This is a genomic window from Lysinibacillus antri (genome assembly GCF_003977595.1).
GTDB lineage: Bacteria > Bacillota > Bacilli > Bacillales_A > Planococcaceae > Ureibacillus > Ureibacillus antri.
This window is the reverse complement of record NZ_RYYR01000039.1, coordinates 1-22544: the sequence shown is the minus strand read 5'-3', so window position 1 is coordinate 22544 and position 22544 is coordinate 1. Positions and strand designations below refer to the sequence as shown.

Genomic DNA, 22544 nt, shown 5'->3' with positions numbered 1-22544 from the left:
CAGTATGACACATTAAACTAGTTACCCTTGTTGCGTAATATAAATAGCTAAATCCATTAAACGATTAGAGTAGCCGATTTCATTGTCGTACCACGCTAATACTTTTACCATATTATTATCTAATACCATTGTAGATAAACCATCAACAGTGGATGAATGCGGATTCCCATTATAATCAATCGATACTAATGGTAATTCGTTATATCCTAAAATCCCTTCAAGAGCACCATTTGCTGCTTCTTTTAAGACTTCATTTACTTGTTCAACCGTTACTGTAGTATTTAACTCGACATTCAAATCGACACAGGAAACGTTTGGTGTCGGTACACGCATGGAGAATCCATCTAGCTTCCCTTTTAATTGTGGTAAAACTTTCGAAACAGCAATAGCTGCACCAGTAGTTGTTGGAATCATAGATACTGCCCCTGCACGCGCACGTCTTGGATCACTATGTGGGAAGTCTAAAATTCTTTGGTCATTTGTATAGGAATGAATTGTTGTCATTAACCCACGCTTAATACCAAACTTTTCATCTAGTACTTTTGCGACAGGCGCTAAACAGTTTGTTGTACAAGATGCATTGGAAATAACATTTTCTGAAGGATTATAATCTGTATGATTTACCCCCATTACATAAGTTGGCATTGCACCTTTTGCTGGAGCTGAAAGAATGGCTTTTTTCGCCCCTGCTTCCACGTGTTTCGATACTTCTTCCATTGATCTGAAGCGACCAGTCGATTCAATGACTACATCTATATCTAACTCTCCCCAAGGAAGATTGGCTGGATCTTTTTCAGATAATACTTGAACACGTTGACCATTTACAATAAATGCATCATCTTCTGATTGTACATCTGCATCATAGACACCGTGAACTGAATCATATTTTAACAAGTGAGCGAGTTGATGAGCATCGGATAAATCATTTACAGCGATTACTTCAAAATCATTGTGTTTGATAGCCTCACGAAATACTAGTCGACCAATTCGACCGAAGCCATTAATTGCGATTTTTATAGCCATATTTATTCCTCCAATAGTAATGTTATTTAAAACTTCTTTAGGCCATAACTAGTTTTACCTAGAGAAGACTTTATTAACCATATTACTTGCAACACTTTTTTAAACATTTCCTATAAATAGAAATTTAAATCTTAACAAAATTATACAAGTTTTCCCTATAATCAACAAATAATCCTACCACTAATTTTGTAATGCCTCTAATAAGGTGACATAATCTAAATTACCGTACTGTATAATTTCTCCATCTTTTTCGACAACGGGGATCATGAGCATATACTTCTCATGGATTTCTTCATTTTCTTCTATATTAACAACTTCTATTTCAAAATCTACATCATCCTTTAGTAAGTTTAATAAAAGCATTCCATCCTCACATAATGAACAATTCGGGCGACTATAATACGTTATTTTCAAAGTAATCTCCTTTTTTAAATTTCTTATTTATTGTATTTAGCATGTCAAAAATCATCGGAATAATCAAATCAAAGTTACACAAACTACTCTTGTACGTTCGTGTACGATTATATTTTTGGGAGGATTTATATCATTATGGAGAATCAATTTATGAATGAAACACAAGCAATGCAAGGAAACATGCCACTTTCAATGAATCATGGAGCTCATGAAGTATTAGATGTTCACGAAGTATTAAGTGCGGCAATTGGTGCAATGAATACATTTATTTTCTTACGTCCACATGTACAAGATCCAGAACTATTAAATATTTTAGACCGTCAATATGCGTTCATGTTAGACGAATACAATATTACGGCTGAATGTTTTAAAACAGGCCAAGACCCAAGCCACCCAACACGTTCTTATAAAATGCAAATGGGCAACGATTCGAAATACGGTCTAACACAAGGACAACCAAAAAAACCAATGCAATCGGCTAATGAAATGAATGACGGGATCATTTCAGGTTTCCTTTTAAGCTGTCACAAAACGGGCGCTTCAGGAAAAACAATGGCAGCCTTAGAAGCAACTAACCCAGTAGTACGTCGCGTGTTACAAGATTCTGTACCAAACTGTATTGAAATGGCCTACGAATTATCGCTATGGCAAAACAAACAAGGTCTATACCAAATCCCACAACTATCACCACAAGACATGCAAACAATGTTAAACATGTACGGCCAAGCAGAAAAAGCAAAAGACATGCCGAACTAATAAAAAAGCGGAAGCAAAAAAATCCATTTGATGGCTTACACCTTCAAATGGATTTTTTCTATTTATAACACTTTTCCTAAAAATGCTTTTGTTCGTTCGTTTTGTGGATTACCAAATAAGTCTTCTGGGTCTCCCTCTTCCACAATATAGCCACCATCCATAAATATAGCACGGTCTGCTACTTCACGGGCAAATCCCATTTCGTGTGTCACGACAACCATTGTCATCCCTTCCACTGCCAGCTGTTTCATTACATCTAACACTTCATTCACCATTTCTGGGTCCAACGCGGAAGTCGGTTCATCAAATAACATCACTTTTGGTTTCATTGCTAACGCTCTAGCAATTGCCACACGTTGTTGTTGACCACCTGATAATTGTTGTGGATAGTTGTCGGCTTTTGCACGCAGGCCTACTTTATCAAGTAATTCTAAAGCAAGCTTTTCTGCATCTGACTTTGACATTTTACGAATCAACATCGGTGCCATAATAATGTTATCGATTACCGTCATATGTGGGAAAAGGTTAAACTGTTGGAACACCATCCCAACCTCTGTACGAATATCATTAATATCCGTTTTAGCATCATTTACTTTTACCCCGTTAATATAAACAGCACCATCCGTAATTTCTTCAAGTAAGTTGATACATCTAAGGAATGTACTTTTACCAGAGCCAGATGGACCGATTACACATACAACTTCTTTTTCTTTAATCTCACAGTCAATACCTTTTAAAACTTCTAATTTACCAAAATATTTGTGTAAGTTCTCTACTTTTATCATTGCTCAACCCGCCCTTCACGCTTTTTACGCGGATTGTAATCATTGCTAAAACGCTTTTCAATATATGCAACAACTTTCGTTACAAGGTACGTTAAAATTAAATATAGAAGTGCAGCTACTAAATAAGGTTCCCAGAAACGGTTATATGCCCCTGCTACTACTTTCGCAGCATATAAAATATCACTCGCAGCGATAACTGTTACTAATGAAGAATCTTTTAGTAGTGCAATAAATTCATTTCCTAATGGCGGAATCATTCGACGGAAAGCTTGTGGCAAAATGATTTTACGCATAGCTTGGTTATGTGTTAAACCAAGTGAACGCGCTGCTTCCATTTGCCCTTTATCAATAGATTGAATACCCGCACGAATAATTTCTGCATTATAAGCAGCACTATTTAGGATAAGAGCTGTAATACCTGATACCATAAATCCGAATGACTGACCGAAAACTGCTGGGATTAATGCTAGATGAATAATTAAAATTTGTACTAGCATCGGAGTACCACGGAATAAGTCAACATATAGTTTAGATGGCCAATAAATCAATTTTCTTTTTGAAGTTTCTCCGAGTCCAATCAAAACTCCAAGAATAATACCACCTACATAACCACTAAGGGTTAAAACTAATGTAACCCAAATCCCACGTAAAAATAGCTCACGGTAGTTCCAGATTATGTCCCAGCGTAAATCAAAGAAGTCCATCTGAAACACCTCCAACAAGTTATTCTAGTTCTTGACCAGTGATTTCTGCTAATTTACCATTTGCTTTCACTTTTTCTAGACCTTCGTTTAATAAGTCTAATACTTCTTGGTTACCTTTTTTCACCATGAAGCCATAATATTCTTTTGCAAATGCATCATCTTCAATTACTTTTAGTTTTGCATCTGGGTTATTTTTTAAATATTCAAATACTACTGCATTATCACCGATCGCTGCTTCTGAAGTACCATTAATTACTTCTTGAATCGCAATTGGAAGATTTTCATAGGCCATAATATTTGGGTTTGTTTCACCCACTAAATCTTTTGCTGCAATATGTCCAGTTGAATTGATTTGTACTGAAATCTTTTTGTCTTTTACATCTGCAGCAGAAGCAATTTTAGAATCTTCTTTCACTACTAAAACTTGAGTAGCTTCAAAGTATGGCGTTGTAAAATCAAAAGTTTCTTTACGCTCATCTGTAATTGTAATAGCCGATGCACCAAAATCGATTTCTCCATTTTTTACTTGTTGGAATACAGGCTCCCAACCTACATTGCGAATTTCATATTCGATTCCCATTTCTTCTGTAATAGCATCTAAAATATCAACGTCAATTCCGACTACATTTCCTTTGTCGTCCATAAATTCAAATGGTGCGAAAGTAGCTTCTGTTCCTGCTACAATTTTCGTAATTTCTGCGCTTTCACTTCCACCTTCACTTGATCCATTTTTTGAATCAGTTGATTCTGTACCACATGCAGCTAATACTAGTGAAGATGCTGCAACGAACATTGATACTTTAAAAGCCCCTTTTTTCTTAATCATAATGAGTTCCCCCTAATTTGTTTTAGTTCTTTCTATCATCATTTATCTGACTCTTTGAAATTATAATTAATTATATAAACATCTGTATAAATATACAATAACTATTTTTAAAAATAAGTATTTTAATAGAGGAATTTTAACAATTTCGCCTATAATTATTTTTAAATATTCCGACTATTCGAGCTATTATTGGGTTATTTTAGCAAAAGTACTATATTCAACAATATTTTAATGTTTTTGTAGAAGAATTGATTGAACTTATTTCACAATTTTATATAAAAAAACAACCGCACTTCGAAATGTACGATTGCTTTACTATTTAATAACCTTCAAACTACTTACAACTGATGTTTTGGATCTTCATCATCAATTACGCCTTGGCGTAATTGCGTCCGGATTTTGAATTGTGCTTGCACAATTAACTCCTTACAAAATCGCATGACTCCGCCGGGGCTTTATCTTTATTCAGCTACTATTTATTTGCTCCTGCGATTACTATTTTGCATTCATCTCCCATCTATAGAAGTGGGAGTTTTCTGCTGAATGAAGATAAATTTTATATGAAAAGATTGGTAATGATAGTTTAAAGAGAATGAATTAAGGATAAAATGAATTGGTACAGTAATTACATTTTATCCTTTATTTTTCACTCCCTCTGGATGTTATTAGGCTGCTAAACTAATAATATCCAGCAAGGTATTGCTATTCTAATTTATATTTTGAAACAGTAAAATGGCGCCCTCGGAGGGAATCGAACCCCCAGCGGAAGAACCGGAATCTTCTGTGTTATCCATTACACCACGAGGACAGTTTATATAGTCAATATTACTCGTAACGCGAAAGAAAATACAAGAAATCATTCTTCACATACAGAAATTAGTCACATTATTAGTATACGAAGGTAAAACCATTAACTTCAAATCACGACTTTACTATTATACAAATGTCTTTCGAACAATTCAACTAAAAGTTAAGTGATAAATGATATTAATTTTACATAAGTATTTATGTTACTCATTACTTTGTTATTTCTTCATAGAATGGTAGTGGACAAAAATGATAAACTCAATTCAGGAATGCGGAGTTTATATTTGACCTTTCTTGACTATTCTGTGTATGATATTGTTACAACTACAGATTAAGCAGTAGTAACTTGATTAAAACACCTTTATAAGGAGGATTTCACAATGAATTTAATTCCTACAGTTATTGAACAAACAAACCGCGGTGAACGTGCCTATGACATTTATTCTCGACTTTTAAAAGACCGCATTATCCTGTTAGGTAGTGCCATCGATGATAATGTAGCGAACTCAATCGTTGCACAATTACTATTTTTAGCAGCAGAAGATCCAGATAAAGATATCTCATTATATATTAATTCACCAGGTGGGTCTATCACTGCAGGTATGGCCATTTACGATACAATGCAATTCATCAAACCACAAGTACAAACAATCTGTATCGGTATGGCTGCTTCAATGGGTGCATTTTTACTTGCTGCAGGTGAAAAAGGAAAACGTTTTGCATTACCAAATGCAGAAGTAATGATTCACCAACCACTTGGCGGTGCTCAAGGGCAAGCAACTGAAATTGAAATCGCTGCAAAACGCATTTTATTCCTACGCGATAAATTAAACCAAATTTTAGCTGAACGTTCAGGCCAATCATTAGATCGAATCGCACAAGATACAGACCGCGACAATTTCATGACTGCTGAGCAAGCAAAAGAATACGGTTTAATTGATGATATTATTTCTCGCAGTGGCGACAAAAAATAATAATAACATACTCAAGCTGATCCAATAACGGGTCAGCTTTTTTATTTAAGGCTTTCGGTGCAGAATAAAAGGCGACTCATTCACGGGTGAGTCGGTGTTTGCACCTGTCGCAGGCTTTCGGCGCAGAAAAGGAGGTGTCTCCATCCCGGCGTGACTTCCTTATTGCGCCTGTCGCAAGCTTTCGGCGCAGAATAAAAGGCGACTCATTCACGGGTGAGTCGGTGTTTGCACCTGTCGCAGGCTTTCGGTGCAGAAAAGGAGGTGTCTCCATCCCGGCGAGACACCTCCTTTTTGCGAACGTTTTCAAAAAACTCTATATTATTCTTCTTTTTGGATAAGTGCTGACAAACCTGTAATTGCTTCGTCTTCATCTCGACCGTCAGCAATTAAAATAACAGATGTACCTCTTGCAATTGCTAAGCTCATAATCCCCATAATCGATTTTGCATTTACTTTTTTCTCTTCTTTTTGTAAATACACTTCCGATTTATAGCGATTTGCTTCCTGTACGAATAATGCAGCCTGCCTTGCCTGTAAACCCGATTTCAATTTAACTTCCACTGTGGTTTCAACCATTACGATACTCCCTTTCATACCGTTCATAAATATATTTTAATCTTATCTAAATTGTATGAAAAGAACAATGTTAGATTCCTATATTTTTATTATACTTTATTTTACCATTTCGCCCCGTCTAAGAGCATCTGCAATTTCGTCTATTTTTCGTAATCTATGATTTACACCCGATTTACTTACGGCTCCTGTTGATACCATTTCACCTAGCTCTTTTAATGTGACATCTTGATATTCAACACGTAATCGCGCAATCTCTTTTAGTTTTTCTGGTAGTTGATCAAGCCCAATTGTATTTTCAATAAAACGTATATTCTCAACTTGGCGAATTGCCGCACCAATCGTTTTATTTAAATTAGCGGTTTCACAGTTTACAATACGATTGACACTATTACGCATATCTCTCACAATCCGAACATCTTCAAACTTTAACATGGCTGTCGTCGCACCAACAATTCCTAAAAAATCCGAAATTTTTTCAGCTTCTTTTAAGTATGTTACAAAACCTTTTTTTCTTTCAATGGTTTTTGCATTTAAATTAAAAACGTTCATTAATTCTGCTAATGCTTCACCATGTTCTTTATATAAAGTATAGATTTCTAGATGGTACGCAGATGTTTCAGGGTTATTAACAGAGCCACCTGCTAGAAATGCTCCACGCAAATATGCTCGCTTTTTATTTTTGTTGCCTTTTAATGATTTCGATAAGCTATGGTTTAATTGAAAATCAGCAGATAAAATATCTAAATCTGTTAGTAGCTCACGAGCACCATCGCGTATACGACAGATATATACATTATTTTTCTTTAAACGCATTTTTTTACGTACAAGTAATTCAACGTTATATGGGTATAGTTTTTTTATAATCGTATATAATCTACGTGCGATTGCAGCATTCTCTGTTTGCACATCTAAACTTAACTGTCTATTCGTAAACGATAAGGCCCCATTCATTCGAATAAGAGCTGAAACTTCAGCTTTTAAACAGGAATCGTCCGCTTCAATTTGCGTTAACTCTTTTTTTGTTTCAGAAGCAAATGACATCTCTTCTCCCCCCTTTTCCTTATATGTATGAGATATATCATAGCAAATATTAGTATGAAAATCTTTGTTAACTTTTAACATTATGTTGATTAGCATAATCGAATAGCCATTGGGCAATTTTATTCGCCTCATGACGTACAACCCCTGTTTGAATGGTTGCAATTTCTTTTTTAATTACTTCTAATCCCATATTTTCTAGTTTTTCGATATCAAATTTAACAGGCTCAGCATTTTCTTCCTTATAGTTTTCTTTAATCGGTAATGGCAGTTCAATATTGTTTACTAGAATTGCATCTAAGCAAGGTTTTCCGACATGATCATAAATTGCCTGTACATGATCCGTAGCGCGATAATGAATCGTTTCACCTTTTTGCGTCATCAGATTACAAATATAGATTTTTTTACCTTTTGCCTTTACTAACGCTTTCCCAATTTCATTCACTAATAAGTTTGGAATGATACTTGTATAAAGACTGCCGGGACCTACTAAAATAAAATCTGCACTGGCAATTGCACGTATTGTTTCTGGAAGCGGTTTAACGTCTTTAGGTACTAAATACACACGTTTAATAGGAAGGGGCGAATTTGGTATTTTGGATTCCCCTTGAATGATCGTACCGTCAATTAACTCAGCATTTAATGTTATCTTTTTGTTTGCTGCGGGTATTACTTTTCCATGCACTTTTAATACTTTACTCATTTCTGCGATGGCATGGCTAAAGTCCCCGGTAATGTCCGTTAAAGCCGTGAGCATTAAATTGCCTAGCGAATGTCCACCAAGGTCATCCGATTGTGAAAAACGATACTGAAACATTTGTTCAACAAGCGGTTCCGTATCCGATAAGGCCGCAATCACATTTCGAATATCTCCAGGTGGCGGAATATCGTAGTCATCACGTAGACGTCCAGAAGAACCACCGTCATCTGCAACTGTTACGATCGCAGTGATATTAAACGGATAATTTTTTAACCCGCGCAACATCGTGGATAGTCCTGTGCCACCTCCAATGACTACTATATTCGGTTTCCTTTTTTTCATTACTTCAATCCTTCCTCCGATTAATATCACGGTGTGCAATAGCAGTTTGATATGTTTCACTCAAAAGATTTCCGAAGTATTCCGCCAATGTCACCGATCGATGTTGACCACCTGTACAACCAAAGGCAATGACAAGTTGTGATTTCCCCTCTTTGACATATTGAGGAATCATAAATGAAAATAAATCTGTTAGTTTATTTATCAATTCTTGTGTTTCACTAGTAGCCAATACATAAGATGATACTTCTGTTTGTAACCCTGTTTTTGGACGTAATTCCTCAACATAATAGGGGTTCTTCAAAAATCGAACGTCGAATACGAGGTCTGCATCAATAGGGATTCCGTTTTTGTACCCAAAGGACATGACATTGATTGAAAACTTTGGGCTACTTGAATTTGAAAATTCCGATCCAATTCGTTCACGCAGTTCTCTTGGTTTCATTTGGGATGTGTTATAAACAAATTTTGCTCGACCCTTTAATTCAGCTAGCATTTCTCTTTCTCTTTCAATCCCCTCAAGCGGTAAGCCTGTTGGAGCGAGAGGATGTGATCGACGCGTTTCTTTATAGCGTCGAACTAATGTTTCATTGTCTGCATCTAAAAATAAAACCCGTGTGTTAACATATGCTTCTCTTTCTAATAAATCTAGTGCATCGATCAATGACTCAAAAAATTCTCCTCCACGCATATCCATTACTGCAGCAATACGAGTAAGATGGCGTTCTGATTCTCTCATCAAGGCTAAAAAAGTTGTTAATAGTGCAGGAGGTAAATTATCGATACAGTAATAACCTAAATCCTCAAAGCTTTGTACAGCAACAGTCTTTCCGGCTCCAGACATCCCTGTAATAATGACTACTTCATGTGTATAGCTATTACTATCGCTCATGATAATCTCTCCTTATTTTAGTTCGTTGGATTTTTGTATTTTTTGTTCGAGTAGTTCAAAGTCTGTTGTATAGACGAATGTTCCATATTGTATTCCTTCATTTAAAGCGGCAAAAAGTAAATTTACCCGATCACCTTCTGCCATAGGGAGTTCGTTAATATGATCTATTGTATGCCATTCTAATACGCCTTCTCTCGTTTGTTTAAATGGCTCTCCTTCAATTGTATGCGTGACAAACGTGAATAGCATCCATTCATCCACTTGTTCGTCACCGTCTTTTATGACCATTGTATAGACACCTTTTAAGTGAATATCTTTCGGGGTAACATTCGTTTCTTCAATAAATTCTCTCGTAGCGGCTTCATAAATCGATTCGCCACTTTCCATTTTACCGCCTGGAGCAACATACCAACCTCTTCTAGGCTTTTGGAGCAGTAATGCTTTTCCATCCTGTATTGCTAATAAGTTTGCTATTCTTTGCATGATCAACACCTCAAATCAATTGTTACTCCTTTACCCTATTATACCTGTTCAAATGACAACGTTACAAAATAATACGTTTATAAAATGTATAACATGCCATTTGAAATGTGAGAGGCGCTCTTGAAAGCTCCGTTACTATTCAAAACTACATAAAAAAAGGGTTGTTTCTAAAACATTAGAAACAACCAAAAAATATATCTAAAAGGGGGTTACCAGTTAATATGCTTAGTATACCCTTTTAATGTTGCAACCGAGTTACAGGAACTTTAAAAGCACATTACTATTGGCTGATTTTATCCATTAATTCTTCCACGTAATGTTGAGCAGATTGTGCTGCAATACTACCATCACCTGTTGCCGTAACAATTTGACGCAGCATTTTTTCACGAACATCACCAGCAGCAAAAATCCCTTTTACTGACGTCTCCATTTTATCGTTTGTCACGATATAACCATGTTCATTTAAAATTCCTAAATTACTAAATGGTTTTGTTAATGGATCCAGTCCAATGTAAACGAAAACGCCATCTGCAGTAAATTCTTGTTCTGAACCATCGACAGTTGAAACAAGTGTGACACTACCTACTTTACCGTCTTTTTCATTAATTTCTTTTACTGTATGGTTCCAAATGAAGTCGACTTTCTCGTTTGCAAATGCACGGTCTTGTAGAATTTTTTGAGCACGTAGCTTATCACGACGGTGAACAATTGTTACTTTATCCGCAAAACGAGTTAAGTAAACACCTTCTTCAACTGCAGAATCGCCACCACCAACAACGACTAAATTCTTTTGTTTAAAGAATGCACCATCACACACGGCACAATAACTTACACCACGACCGCCAAGCTCTTTTTCACCTGGAACGCCCATTTTTTTATACTCTGCACCTGTTGTAATAATGATTGTACGTGTTTTATATTCTTTAGAGCCTGCTTTAATCGTTTTATATTCTTCCCCATCAATAACTTCGGCAACATCGCCGTAAACATACTCTGCTCCGAATTTTTTCGCATGTTCAAACATTTTAGTAGAAAGTTCAGGCCCTAAAATACTATCAAACCCTGGATAGTTTTCTACCTCTTCTGTATTGGCCATTTGTCCACCTGGAATCCCACGCTCAATCATTAATGTAGAAAGATTTGCACGAGAAGCATAAACTGCTGCCGTCATCCCTGCTGGACCTGCTCCGATAATTACTACATCATAAATTTTTTCCTCAGCCATGAAAATACCTCCTAATATTAAAAGCGAAGATGGCTCGCCTAGCTCCAAAACCAACTGGACTTTTCAGCGTATCTACCTACGCATCCATACATAATTAAATACTTATACAACTCTAATCCTATGGCAATCTATGAAGAACTTCAAATAGTTTGCTTTCGTTTAGTCAAAGGGTAAAAATTGTATGAGTTCTTCCACATATTTAGAAAGTGTTGAAACGGAAATGCCATACTTTTCTGCGTAATGTTTTTTCGTTACCTTTTTACTATTAATTGTCGAGTGGAACATATATTCAATTGATGCAGCTAATGCCTTTACATTTTTGAACTGGTAATCTTCATTGATGGCTCTCTCACATAAAACAAACCACATTTGATATAAGTATTGCACTTCGATTGTAATAGGACCGCAACGATTATATAGCTCTTCTACTACTTGCATCGAACGCACAAAATACTTTTCAATGGGATTATTTTCATCAAATTGATGACCAAGTGCATACGCTAAGCACAGCTTTTCAATAGCCGTGTAATTTCCTAAATCAATCAACTTAGGATGAGCAATTATTTCCTGTTTATAAGGTGATTTACTTAATAAAAAGAAACCAAACATTCGATGGGCACCATAATCACTACTAATTTTTTCAATGATGACATCACGGTTATGCTCTAAGAAATTTCCGTCGATTTCTTCCTTCACATGTAACCATGGTTCTAAACCTTCTTTGGAAGGATCAATTTCGATAAGCTTTTTCCAACACGCTTTCCCTTCTTCTTTACGACCACTAAAATAAGCGGATTGTGCTAGCCAAAAATAAAATCCTGAGTCGCCAAAAAAGCCTCTTTTTTTCATGCTTTGTAGCCATTTATAGGCCAGCTCATATTGACCGACAAGCGCAAGAGTAGCCCCTAGTTTATAGCGATTTTCCCAATCATATGGATTAATCTTTTTCAATAATTCAAGGAGCGATTCAAGTTCTTTGTCATTTTTTTCGTAATAGGCCACGACCGTTAAATTGCAAAGCGCGTGAAGGTTCCCATGATTTTCTCGTAATACATGGTGTAATAAAGCTTTCGATTGTTCTGTTTCACCGATATAAAAATACGCCAACGCTAAGTTGTTATAGGCTGCCCATAATTCTGGATAGCTTTCAATTAATTTCTCCAATACTTCTATCGCTTGGGGAAATTGACTATTTTCCATTAAACGTCGCGCCTTTTCTTGAGCGATTAGTTTTTCTGAATCTTCTTCATCTAGTTGATCGATTTCATCTTCTTCATATTGCACAAATTCGATAATCTCTTCAGCCTCTTGTGCATACATTCCATCCGGTTCCATGTCTAAATACAATTTTGCATATTTGTTCGCGTCTTTTACTAACCCTATACACCCCGAAATTTCTGCTAAAAAGAAGGCATGTTCTGCTTCACTTGGATCGAGGCTATAGGCTGTATGAATTAATTCATAGGCTTTCTCAAAATTTTGAGCGTCCATTTCAAGAATACCGAATTGCATAAGAATATGGGCATCATCTGGGCTCAGTTCAGCAGCGCGTTTCATATATTTGTATGCCTTGTCCATCTGGTCTTTTTCCATCGCTTTTAATGCCTTGTTAAAATAGTAATCACCATCTGGAATAAACGTCACAACATTATTCACTTTTCCCTTTAGAAGTTTTTTTTCCAAATTAAATCCTCCGAAACACGAAAATAGGAACGTATTTGACTACGTTCCCTTAGACAATTACTTTTATTATAACACAATTAGACAAATCGTCATTAATATCGTGTTTGGAGAATGTTATTGATTTTTAGTACTTGCTCTTTTTTCTTCGTGTCTAGATTTTAATACTTCAAGCACTTCATACACATCAATTTTTTGTTCTTGTAGTAACACCAGTAAGTGGTAAATTAAATCTGCCGCTTCCCATTTCACTTCTTGTACATCACGATTTTTTGCACCAATTACAACTTCAGTCGCTTCTTCCCCAACTTTTTTACAAATTTTATCGATTCCTTTTTCGAATAAATATGTAGTGTACGCGCCCTCTGGCATGTCAATTTCACGTTGGCGAATAATTCTCGCTAATTCTGGAATGATATCAACCGAACCTACTGAATCGTTTTCTAAAACTGTTTCTGTAAAACATGAAATCGTTCCATTATGACAAGCCGGCCCTGCTGGTAATACTTCGACAACTAGTGCATCTGCATCACAATCTGTTTTAATGGAAACGATTTTTTGCGTGTTGCCACTTGTTTCACCTTTGTGCCATAGTTCCCCACGCGAACGAGAGTAAAACCATGTTTCACCCGTTTCAATTGATTTTTGTAAAGACTCTTCATTCATATAGGCAACCGTTAGTACTTCTTTCGATTGTGCATCTTGTACAACTGCTGTAATTAACCCTTTTTCATCAAACTTTAATCCTTCGATCATCTGACACAAACTCCTTTATCTCTTAGGTGTGCTTTTACTTCTGCTACACTCGTTTCTTTATAATGGAAAATCGACGCTGCTAATGCTGCATCTGCATCCACATCTTGTAATACTTCTACAAAGTGCTCTGCATTGCCTGCACCACCACTTGCAATTACAGGGACTGTCACTGCATCTCTTACTGCTTTTGTTAAAGCTAAATCAAAGCCTGATTTTTCACCGTCTTGATTCATACTCGTTAATAAAATTTCGCCTGCACCTAAACGAACCGCTTGTTGTGCCCATTCAACTGCTTGCCACTCTGTTTTATTGCGACCGCCGTGTGTATACACCATCCACGTACCATCTTCTTCACTGTATCTCGCATCAATTGCGACTACGATACATTGTGCACCGAAAAAGTCTGATCCTTCTTTAATTAATTCCGGACGTTCAAGGGCAGAGGTATTCACCGATACTTTATCTGCACCCGCACGAAGAATTCGCTTCATATCCTCTAACGTTCGAATTCCCCCACCTACCGTAAATGGAATCGCTAGTGCTGCGGCAGTTTGTCTTACTACATCTACCATTGTTTCACGGCCTTCATGGGATGCGGAAATATCTAAAAATACTAATTCATCTGCACCTTGCTCATCATAAAATTTTGCCAGCTCGACTGGGTCACCTGCATCTCGAAGTTCAACAAATTGAATGCCTTTTACCACGCGTCCCTCTTTTACATCAAGGCACGGAATAATACGTTTTGTTAACATGCAAGCACCTCCACACCATTTAACCATTGCTGTAGTAAAAATACGCCGAATTCTCCTGATTTTTCAGGGTGGAACTGCATACCACAAACCGAACCAGATTGAACGACACCAGGGACCTCAACACCGAAGTAATCCGCGCTTGCGACAAGTTGTTCACGGTCAATATTTGCCCCATAGAATGAATGAACGAAATACACATATTTACTTTCAGGTAGTTCTTTATTTTCTAACCATGATGGGATCGTTTGAAATTCTAATGTATTCCATCCCATATGTGGCACGCGATATTTTTCACCTGATTCGCTAACACCAGAAAATTTAGAGATGCTACCTTTAAAGAAACCAAAGCCTTTCGTTGGTGCCACTTCTTCACTTTCATCAAAAAGTAATTGCATCCCAAGGCAAATACCAAGAAGGGGTTTCTTTGCATCTACTTGTTCACGGATAAATTGATCTAGTCCTGTTTCTGCTAAACGTTTCATTGCATCAGGAAAAGCCCCTACACCAGGTAAGATTAAGGCATCTGTCGCAGCTAGTTGCTGTACATCCGACGACACAACGACTTCACAGTTTAAACGTTTTAATGCCTGTTCCACACTAAATAAATTTCCCATGCCATAATCAATTACACCAATTATCATGTTAACAGTCCTTTCGTTGACGGTACACCTTTCACACGAGGATCAATTTGTACCGCATCGTCAATTGCACGAGCTAACGCTTTAAAAATTGCTTCGATAATGTGATGTGTATTATGACCATAAGGAACGATCACATGGACATTCATGCGCGCTTCTAATGCAAATTTCCATAAAAACTCATGGACAAGTTCTGTATCAAACGTGCCAACTTTTTGTGTTAACGCAGGTTCTACACGATATTCTAAATGCGGACGATTTGAACAATCCACTACCACTTGAGCTAATGCATCATCCATTGGTACAAAGGCATTCCCATATCGTTTAATTCCCTTTTTATCGCCAAGCGCTTCACGAATGACTTGTCCTAAAACAATGCCAATATCCTCCGTTGTATGGTGGTCATCGATGTGTGTATCACCATCCGCAATCACTTTTCCATCAAACAAGCCATGTTTAATAAATAAATCGAGCATATGATCCATAAAAGGAACGCCTGTATTTACTTCTGCTTTTCCGTCTCCATCTAAATCCAACTCTACTGCAATTTTTGTTTCGTTCGTCTTACGTTCGATTTTCGCAAAGCGTCTTTTTAATTCAGTCATTGTTATTTGTCTCCTTTAGTCCAACCACGAGATTCTACTGCTCGGGCATGTCCTTCTAATCCTTCCATTCGAGCAAGACGCGCAATTTTCGGTGCATTTTCTTGCCAAGTTTTTTCACTATAATAAACGATACTTGTACGCTTAATAAAGTCATCCACGTTTAATCCACTGGCAAAACGCGCTGTACTATTCGTCGGTAATACGTGATTCGTCCCAGCAAAATAATCGCCTACTGGTTCAGAACTGAAACGTCCTATAAAGATTGCGCCAGCATGATTGATTTGTTCTGCCACTTCTTCTGCATTTTGACATACCACTTCTAAATGTTCAGGTGCTAATGAATTCACTGCTTCGACTGCTTGAGTGATTGAATCAGCTATGTAAATTTGACCAAAGTTTTCAATTGATTGACGGGCAATGGCTTCTCTCGGAAGTTCGCTTAACTGTCTTTCTACTTCTACAGCAACATCAATGGCTAATCGTTCACTCGTTGTAATTAACACAGCACATGCTAATGCATCATGTTCTGCTTGAGATAATAGATCCGCTGCTACTTCATCAGCATAGGCCGTTTCATCCGCGAGTACGGCAATTTCACTTGGACCAGCAATCATGTCAATTGCGACTTCACCAAATACTTCACGTTTTGCTAAGGCTACAAATATATTTCCTGGACCAGTGATTTTGTCTACAGCAGCAATTGTTTCCGTACCATAAGCTAATGCTGCAATTGCTTGAGCACCGCCAATTTTATAAATTTCTGTAACACCTAAAATCGATGCCGCCACCAATACTGCAGCAGGTAATTTTCCATCTCTTCCAGCTGGGGATGTGATGACAATGCGTTTTACACCTGCAACTTGGGCTGGAATTACGTTCATTAAAACAGAGGATGGGTATGCTGCTGACCCCCCTGGCACATATAAACCAACTGCATCCAGTGGCGTAATTCGTTGCGCTAACCAAGAACCATCTGCTAAAGGACGTTTATACCCTTCACGACTTTGTGCTGCATGATAGTAACGAATATTTTCAGCCGCTTCTTCTAAATCCTTTTTCAATTGTTCATCGAAAGTTTCTACTGCTTCATCGATTTCTTGTTGACTGACACGGAAATCTTCCAAACTAATCCCGTCCCACATTTTGCTATATTTACGAACAGCTTCGTCACCGTATTGTTTCACATCAAGCAATACTTGGCGAACCGTTTTTAACTGTTCTTCATTGCCACCTTCAAGTTGTCTCTTTAAAGAAATTGAGTTTGTTAATTTTGTAATTTTCACAAATAATCCTTCTCTCTAATTAACAAATTTTTTCAAACGAGTTACGATTTCTTGGATACGCGCACTTTTCATGCGATAGCTTACAGGGTTTGCGATTAATCGAGAAGAAACATCTGTAATATGCTCATACTCGACAAGGCCGTTTTCTTTTAATGTTCGACCAGTGGAAACAATATCGACAATGCGATCGGCTAATCCAATCATTGGTGCTAACTCAATCGAACCATTTAGCTCGATAATTTCAACTTGCTCCCCGATTTCCTTATAATAATTCATCGCGATATTTGGATATTTCGTTGCAATGCGTGGTGCGATTTCATTCATTGTTGTATTTGGTAAGCCAGCCGATGCAATGTAGCACTGGCTAATTTTCAAGTCTAATAGCTCATGAACGTTTCGTTTTTGTTCTAATAATGTATCTTTCCCTGCGATTCCGATATCTGCTACGCCATGTTCAACATAAACAGGTACGTCTGTTGGTTTTGCCAAAATGAAGCGAATTTTTTCTTCAGGAATTTCGATCATTAATTTACGGGACATTTCAACTTCCTCTGGTAAATTAAATCCGACATCAATTAACATTTGATACGCTTCTTCAAAAATCCGTCCTTTTGGCATTGCAATTGTTAATTCACTCATTACACTAAATCCTCCTGGCTAACATTCACGACACGACCAAATTGTTTGATAAAGGCTTCTTCATCTAAAAGACCTTTTTTGGATTGCAATGTTACTCGCTTCCCTTCTTCACGGAAACGATTGGCAATAGTAAGTGCTTGTAAATAATCTTGTTCATGGAAGATGACTGCAACTGTTTCATCTTGCATTTCTTCAGCTGGTAATACCTCTAATAGACGATCAATTCGAATACCAAACCCTGTTGCCCCTACCTCACTACCAAAATGGTGAAGTAATCCGTCATAACGACCACCATTCCCTAACGCAAATCCACTACCTTCTGCAAATACTTCAAACAGCATACCTGTGTAGTAGTTCATATGGCTAGAAAGGGTAAAATCTAAGGCTACATATTTGGAAAGGTCTGCTACGTTAATGAGTTCAATCAGTTGTTGCATATATTCTAGTGCATCATTTTTACGCACATATTTTTCGATTTCTTCAATGGATACAAAATTAGTTGCTTCATCAATAAATTGAAGTAATGCATCTGATTTTGTCTTCGGTAAATGGAAGGATTCTACTGCTTCTTCAAACCCAACATAGTTACGATCAACCAATAATTTACGAAGCGTATTTGCTTGTAGATCACTTTCTGTATAATCTTTTAAAATACAATTTAAAACACCTGCATGGCCAATCGTAATTTTAAACGATTCAATGCCGAATGATTGGATTAAAGTAATAGCTGTAATAATAACCTCTGCATCAGCAAAGACCGTACTATCTCCAATGACTTCAATCCCCATTTGACCAAACTCAGCTGGTCGGCCACCCTCAGTTTGTTGAGCACGAAAAACATTAGCAAAGTAGGCTAAGCGTAAAGGAATTTTTTCTTTTAGTAATTTTGATGTTGCGACACGTGCAATTGGTGTTGTCATATCTGGTCTTAGAACTAACGTATTCCCTTGACTATCGACAAGTTTAAAAAGTGACGCATTATAAATCGCACTCGCCTTACCGACTGTGTCAAAATATTCTAAACTAGGCGTTTGAATAAAATCATATCCTCGAGAACGTAAAAATTCACGCCCCGTTTTTCGTACTGTTTCGATTTTTTCATAAGTGATTGGGAATGTATCACGCATTCCAAGTGGTTTTTCGAACATTTTCAAAGACATAGCTCCACATCCTACCATTTTTACTTTAACGTACTAGAGTACTAGAGAGTTAGTATATGAAAGTAATTTTAACCAATTCCCAAGTATTCGTCAATCATAATCTATGTATTGAGGTATGATTGTCTTATTTGTCGTTCACCCTAATTATACCTTTTAATTGAAAGAAAAGACTCACTATTCGAATAATAGTGAGTCAAAATTTTTAACAAAAGCGAAAGGCCATGCACTGTAGCTAGACAATATTCTACATTGATCTTTTTCTCTCTGCCATTTGTTCTGCTGTATAGATGATTTTCATTGGGTTCCCACCTACCATACTACCAGCAGGAACATCTCGATGGACAAGTGTTGCTGCTGATACAATGGCGCCATCTCCAATTTCTACACCCGGGAGAATGGTTGAATTGGCTCCAATCATTACTTCACTTCCAATTTTCACATCACCTAATCGATACTCTTCAATTAAGTATTCATGGGCCAATATCGTCGTATTGTAGCCAATGATTGTATTGTTTCCGATTGAAATTCGTTCAGGAAACATCGAATCTGGCATGACCATCAGTGCTAAGGAAGTTTTGTCTCCAATTTTCATATGTAAAAACGTACGATAAATCCAATTTTTCATACTCATCGATGGCGTAATGCGCCCAATTTGTATAAAAATAAAGCATTTCATAACTTTCCAAAATGAAACTGTTTTATATACTTTCCATAACGAGTTTGCGCCTTGTACTGGATATCGTTCCGTTCTTCTCATACATTTAGGACTCCTTTACAATCTGTAATAAATCTGTCATATGTTGGAGAATATAGTTAGGTTGATATTGTTTTAAAAATTCTTCTCCTTTAATTGACCATGCTACACCTGCAGTTTTGACACCCGCATTTTTGCCTGCTTCAATATCGTGATAATTATCGCCAATCATCATGACATCTTCTTTAGCCACACCTAGCTTTTCAATTGCCAATAACACTGGTTCAGGATGAGGCTTTACATGATTTACGTCATCGATTCCAATTAAAAACTCAAAGAAAGATGTAGCTCCCATTAATTCTAATCCTTTTTTAATTGTATCTCTTCTTTTTGTCGATACGATGGCCATTCTAACACCTTGCTCTTTTAATTTTTCTAGTGTAGGAAGGACACCATCAAATTCTGTAATCAATTCATCATGATGTTCGTGATTCCATTGTCGATATTTTTCAATCATTTCATCTACTTCATTTGGTGTAATTTGTTCAAAAGTTTCTTTTAGTGACGGGCCAATAAATTTTATGCAGTCTTTTGGCGAATATTGCCCAGGAAATCGTTCCTCCAAAACATGCATAAACGTTTGAATAATTAATTCGTTTGTATCTAAAAGTGTCCCATCAAAATCAAATAGTAATGCTTTCATTTGCATAAAACCTCTTAACCTAGGAGCAATTATTTTTGCTTACCTTTTTTCTTTTCTTTCTTCTCAACATCTAGATAACGTACAACAGGTCGAACTTTCATTCTGCGATAAATGATGGCAGCTAGAGCTATGACAATCGATAAAATTGATACTACTTGTGCGGAGCGTAATTCGCCTATTAAATACAAACTATCTGTTCTCATACCTTCTATAAAGAATCGTCCAATTGAATACCAAATCATATACGAGAAGAAAATTTCTCCTCTTTGTAAGTTTACTTTTCTTAGCGCTAATAGAATGATTAAGCCCACGACATTCCATAACGATTCATAGAGAAACGTTGGATGAACATATGTCTCTAATTCTTGAATATACATCTGTTCAATAATCCAGTTCGGTATCATTAATCCTTCTAAAAACTCACGAGAAACAGGACCTCCGTAAGCTTCTTGGTTCATAAAGTTACCCCAACGCCCAACAATTTGACCGATTAGAATACTTGGCGCGGCAATGTCAGCTACCTTTAAAAAGCTAACTCCACGTTTTTTAGAAAATATATAAGCCGTAATCACAGCCCCTATTAAAGCACCATGAATGGCAATACCACCATTCCAAATTTGAATGATCTTACCCGGATTTGCACCATAGTACTCCCACTTCATCGCAACATAATAAATACGCGCTGAAACGATCGCAATCGGAATAGCCCAAATCAGCAGATCCGCAAGAAAATTTTCAGGTAGACCTCGTTTAATAGCTTCTCGTTGTCCAACAAAATATGCCAACATAATCCCTAAGGCAATCAAAATTCCATACCAGCGCACAGTTAAGGGACCTAATGTAATGGCGACTGGATCAATTGCAAGTAAAATTTGTTCCATAATGAACCCCTTTCGATTTGACTTTCAAAACATCCATCCATTAAATATCTTCTATTTCATGAATGGAAATCATTTCATCCAGTCTTCTTGAAAATTCTTGTGCCGCATTGACACCCATTTTTTTCAGGCGATAATTCATCGCTGCCACTTCAATGATTACGGACACATTTCGACCAGGTTGTACTGGGATTGTTAATTTTGTTATTTCAGTATCAATAATTTTCATTTTCTCTTCATCAAGACCAAGGCGATCGTACGTTTTTTCAGCGTCCCAGTTTTCGAGCTCGATAATTAAGGTTACACGTTTATATGGTCGTATAGCACTCGCACCAAATAATGTCATAATATCAATAATCCCAATACCTCGAATTTCTAATAAATGTTCTAATAGTGGAGGCGGACTACCAATTAGTAAATTTTCTGCTTCTTGACGAATTTCAACACAATCATCCGCTACTAACCGATGTCCTTTTTTAATTAACTCCAGTGCTGTTTCACTCTTACCAACACCACTTTTACCAATAATCAACACACCAATCCCATAAACGTCCACTAATACACCATGAACCGCAGTTAGGGGTGCTAATTTACTTTCAAGGAAATTAGTTAATCTACTTGAAAAACTAGTCGTTTTCATTGATGTTTGTAAGACTGGAACATTATTTTCATTGGATGCATCAATCAACTCTTGGGGAATCTCCATATTTCTTGAGACAACAATTGCAGGAGTATCCTGTGAACAAAGCTTAAACATTCTTTCTTTTTTCAATTCGGATGGGAGCATTTCAAAAAATGAGTATTCCGTTTTACCGATTAACTGAATGCGATTTGCTGGATAATGTGTAAAATAACCCGCCATCTCTAAGCCAGGTCTTGAAATATCGCTCATTGTGATATATTTTCCAACGCCATCATGTCCACTAACTAACTTTAGGTTAAATTTTTCAATTACATCTTTTGTCGTTACTTGAATCATTGCATACTTCCCTACCTTTATTGACATATAGTAACTATTTTAGCATGGAACAGTTGGAATGTATTACTTTTCTTCCTTATGTACTATTGATACGTATTCGTTACTTTTATGAAAGTAAAAAGACGAGGCCATGAGAATTGAACTGCTCCCTGTCAAGTAGACAGTGAAAATAATAAAAATGCTTAGGCGGCTTGAGCCCTGTATTCTAGGGGGCTCAAGCCGTTTAATGTTT

General features: G+C 36.9%; 25 protein-coding genes and 1 tRNA gene. 2 read left to right on the top strand and 24 right to left on the bottom strand.

Annotated elements, in window-relative coordinates:
• Positions 1–21: 21 nt before the first annotated feature.
• Positions 22–1023, bottom strand: coding sequence for a type I glyceraldehyde-3-phosphate dehydrogenase (gap, locus tag EK386_RS18345; protein ID WP_126660631.1), 1002 nt, complete (start codon positions 1021–1023; stop codon positions 22–24).
• 180 nt (positions 1024–1203) lie between these two features.
• Complete coding sequence (locus EK386_RS18340) at positions 1204–1437, bottom strand: glutaredoxin family protein (RefSeq protein ID WP_126660630.1); 234 nt, start codon at positions 1435–1437, stop codon at positions 1204–1206.
• A 135-nt stretch (positions 1438–1572) separates the two neighbouring features.
• On the opposite strand from EK386_RS18340, the gene EK386_RS18335 reads away from it, so the two are divergent.
• On the top strand, positions 1573–2193 hold the full coding sequence (locus EK386_RS18335; RefSeq protein WP_179966063.1) for a spore coat protein: 621 nt from the start codon (positions 1573–1575) through the stop codon (positions 2191–2193).
• Positions 2194–2255: 62 nt separating this feature from the next.
• Here the strand turns inward: EK386_RS18335 and EK386_RS18330 are convergent, their stop codons facing one another.
• The 4 genes from EK386_RS18330 to EK386_RS18315 all read right to left on the bottom strand — a co-directional run bounded on the left by EK386_RS18330 (position 2256) and on the right by EK386_RS18315 (position 5316).
• Positions 2256–2978 carry an amino acid ABC transporter ATP-binding protein gene (locus tag EK386_RS18330; RefSeq protein WP_126660629.1) on the bottom strand — a complete coding sequence of 241 codons (723 nt, stop codon included), beginning with the start codon at positions 2976–2978 and terminating at the stop codon, positions 2256–2258.
• Positions 2975–3682 carry an amino acid ABC transporter permease gene (locus EK386_RS18325; protein WP_126660628.1) on the bottom strand — a complete coding sequence of 236 codons (708 nt, stop codon included), beginning with the start codon at positions 3680–3682 and terminating at the stop codon, positions 2975–2977. Before EK386_RS18325 ends, EK386_RS18330 begins: the two co-directional genes overlap by 4 nt.
• A 19-nt stretch (positions 3683–3701) precedes the next feature.
• Complete coding sequence (locus tag EK386_RS18320; RefSeq protein ID WP_126660627.1) at positions 3702–4508, bottom strand: basic amino acid ABC transporter substrate-binding protein; 807 nt, start codon at positions 4506–4508, stop codon at positions 3702–3704.
• A gap of 733 nt (positions 4509–5241) precedes the next feature.
• Positions 5242–5316 (bottom strand) — tRNA-Arg (locus EK386_RS18315).
• Positions 5317–5695: 379 nt separating this feature from the next.
• Between EK386_RS18315 and clpP the strand changes: the two genes are divergently transcribed.
• A complete protein-coding gene (gene clpP / locus EK386_RS18310; RefSeq protein WP_126660626.1) occupies positions 5696–6289 on the top strand; it encodes an ATP-dependent Clp endopeptidase proteolytic subunit ClpP in 594 nt (197 codons plus the stop codon).
• A gap of 318 nt (positions 6290–6607) precedes the next feature.
• On the opposite strand, the gene EK386_RS18305 is transcribed toward clpP, so the two are convergent.
• The 18 genes from EK386_RS18305 to hprK form a co-directional block, all read right to left on the bottom strand.
• Complete coding sequence (locus EK386_RS18305) at positions 6608–6865, bottom strand: HPr family phosphocarrier protein (protein WP_126660625.1); 258 nt, start codon at positions 6863–6865, stop codon at positions 6608–6610.
• Between the two features lie 96 nt (positions 6866–6961).
• On the bottom strand, positions 6962–7906 hold the full coding sequence (gene whiA / locus EK386_RS18300; RefSeq protein WP_126660624.1) for a DNA-binding protein WhiA: 945 nt from the start codon (positions 7904–7906) through the stop codon (positions 6962–6964).
• Positions 7907–7973: 67 nt separating this feature from the next.
• On the bottom strand, positions 7974–8945 hold the full coding sequence (gene mgfK / locus EK386_RS18295) for a gluconeogenesis morphogenetic factor MgfK (protein WP_126660623.1): 972 nt from the start codon (positions 8943–8945) through the stop codon (positions 7974–7976).
• Positions 8946–8949: 4 nt separating this feature from the next.
• Positions 8950–9834 (bottom strand): RNase adapter RapZ, encoded by an 885-nt coding sequence (rapZ, locus tag EK386_RS18290; protein WP_126660622.1) that lies wholly within the window; start codon positions 9832–9834, stop codon positions 8950–8952.
• A 12-nt stretch (positions 9835–9846) separates the two neighbouring features.
• Positions 9847–10317 carry an NUDIX domain-containing protein gene (locus EK386_RS18285; protein ID WP_126660621.1) on the bottom strand — a complete coding sequence of 157 codons (471 nt, stop codon included), beginning with the start codon at positions 10315–10317 and terminating at the stop codon, positions 9847–9849.
• Positions 10318–10597: 280 nt separating this feature from the next.
• On the bottom strand, positions 10598–11542 hold the full coding sequence (gene trxB, locus EK386_RS18280) for a thioredoxin-disulfide reductase (protein WP_126660620.1): 945 nt from the start codon (positions 11540–11542) through the stop codon (positions 10598–10600).
• A gap of 159 nt (positions 11543–11701) precedes the next feature.
• A complete protein-coding gene (locus tag EK386_RS18275) occupies positions 11702–13225 on the bottom strand; it encodes a tetratricopeptide repeat protein (RefSeq protein ID WP_126660619.1) in 1524 nt (507 codons plus the stop codon).
• A 114-nt stretch (positions 13226–13339) separates the two neighbouring features.
• Positions 13340–13978, bottom strand: coding sequence for a bifunctional phosphoribosyl-AMP cyclohydrolase/phosphoribosyl-ATP diphosphatase HisIE (hisIE, locus tag EK386_RS18270; RefSeq protein ID WP_126660618.1), 639 nt, complete (start codon positions 13976–13978; stop codon positions 13340–13342).
• Positions 13975–14733: an imidazole glycerol phosphate synthase subunit HisF gene (gene hisF / locus EK386_RS18265; protein ID WP_126660617.1), complete on the bottom strand. Its 759-nt coding sequence runs from the start codon at positions 14731–14733 to the stop codon at positions 13975–13977. The genes hisIE and hisF overlap by 4 nt, the downstream gene beginning before the upstream one ends.
• A complete protein-coding gene (gene hisH / locus EK386_RS18260) occupies positions 14727–15374 on the bottom strand; it encodes an imidazole glycerol phosphate synthase subunit HisH (RefSeq protein ID WP_126660616.1) in 648 nt (215 codons plus the stop codon). The genes hisF and hisH overlap by 7 nt, the downstream gene beginning before the upstream one ends.
• Positions 15371–15976 carry an imidazoleglycerol-phosphate dehydratase HisB gene (gene hisB / locus EK386_RS18255; protein ID WP_126660615.1) on the bottom strand — a complete coding sequence of 202 codons (606 nt, stop codon included), beginning with the start codon at positions 15974–15976 and terminating at the stop codon, positions 15371–15373. The genes hisH and hisB overlap by 4 nt, the downstream gene beginning before the upstream one ends.
• A gap of 2 nt (positions 15977–15978) precedes the next feature.
• Positions 15979–17259 carry a histidinol dehydrogenase gene (hisD, locus tag EK386_RS18250; protein ID WP_126660614.1) on the bottom strand — a complete coding sequence of 427 codons (1281 nt, stop codon included), beginning with the start codon at positions 17257–17259 and terminating at the stop codon, positions 15979–15981.
• Between the two features lie 15 nt (positions 17260–17274).
• On the bottom strand, positions 17275–17898 hold the full coding sequence (gene hisG / locus EK386_RS18245) for an ATP phosphoribosyltransferase (RefSeq protein WP_126660613.1): 624 nt from the start codon (positions 17896–17898) through the stop codon (positions 17275–17277).
• Complete coding sequence (locus EK386_RS18240; RefSeq protein ID WP_246027727.1) at positions 17898–19058, bottom strand: ATP phosphoribosyltransferase regulatory subunit; 1161 nt, start codon at positions 19056–19058, stop codon at positions 17898–17900. Before EK386_RS18240 ends, hisG begins: the two co-directional genes overlap by 1 nt.
• A 244-nt stretch (positions 19059–19302) precedes the next feature.
• Positions 19303–19815, bottom strand: a complete 513-nt coding sequence (locus EK386_RS18235) for an acyltransferase (RefSeq protein ID WP_126660612.1) — start codon at positions 19813–19815, stop codon at positions 19303–19305.
• Between the two features lie 4 nt (positions 19816–19819).
• Complete coding sequence (gene ppaX / locus EK386_RS18230) at positions 19820–20461, bottom strand: pyrophosphatase PpaX (protein WP_126660611.1); 642 nt, start codon at positions 20459–20461, stop codon at positions 19820–19822.
• 23 nt (positions 20462–20484) lie between these two features.
• Entirely contained in the window at positions 20485–21336 is an 852-nt protein-coding gene (gene lgt / locus EK386_RS18225) for a prolipoprotein diacylglyceryl transferase (RefSeq protein WP_126660610.1), read from the bottom strand.
• A gap of 40 nt (positions 21337–21376) precedes the next feature.
• A complete protein-coding gene (hprK, locus tag EK386_RS18220) occupies positions 21377–22312 on the bottom strand; it encodes an HPr(Ser) kinase/phosphatase (protein ID WP_126660609.1) in 936 nt (311 codons plus the stop codon).
• Between the last annotated feature and the right edge of the window lie 232 nt (positions 22313–22544).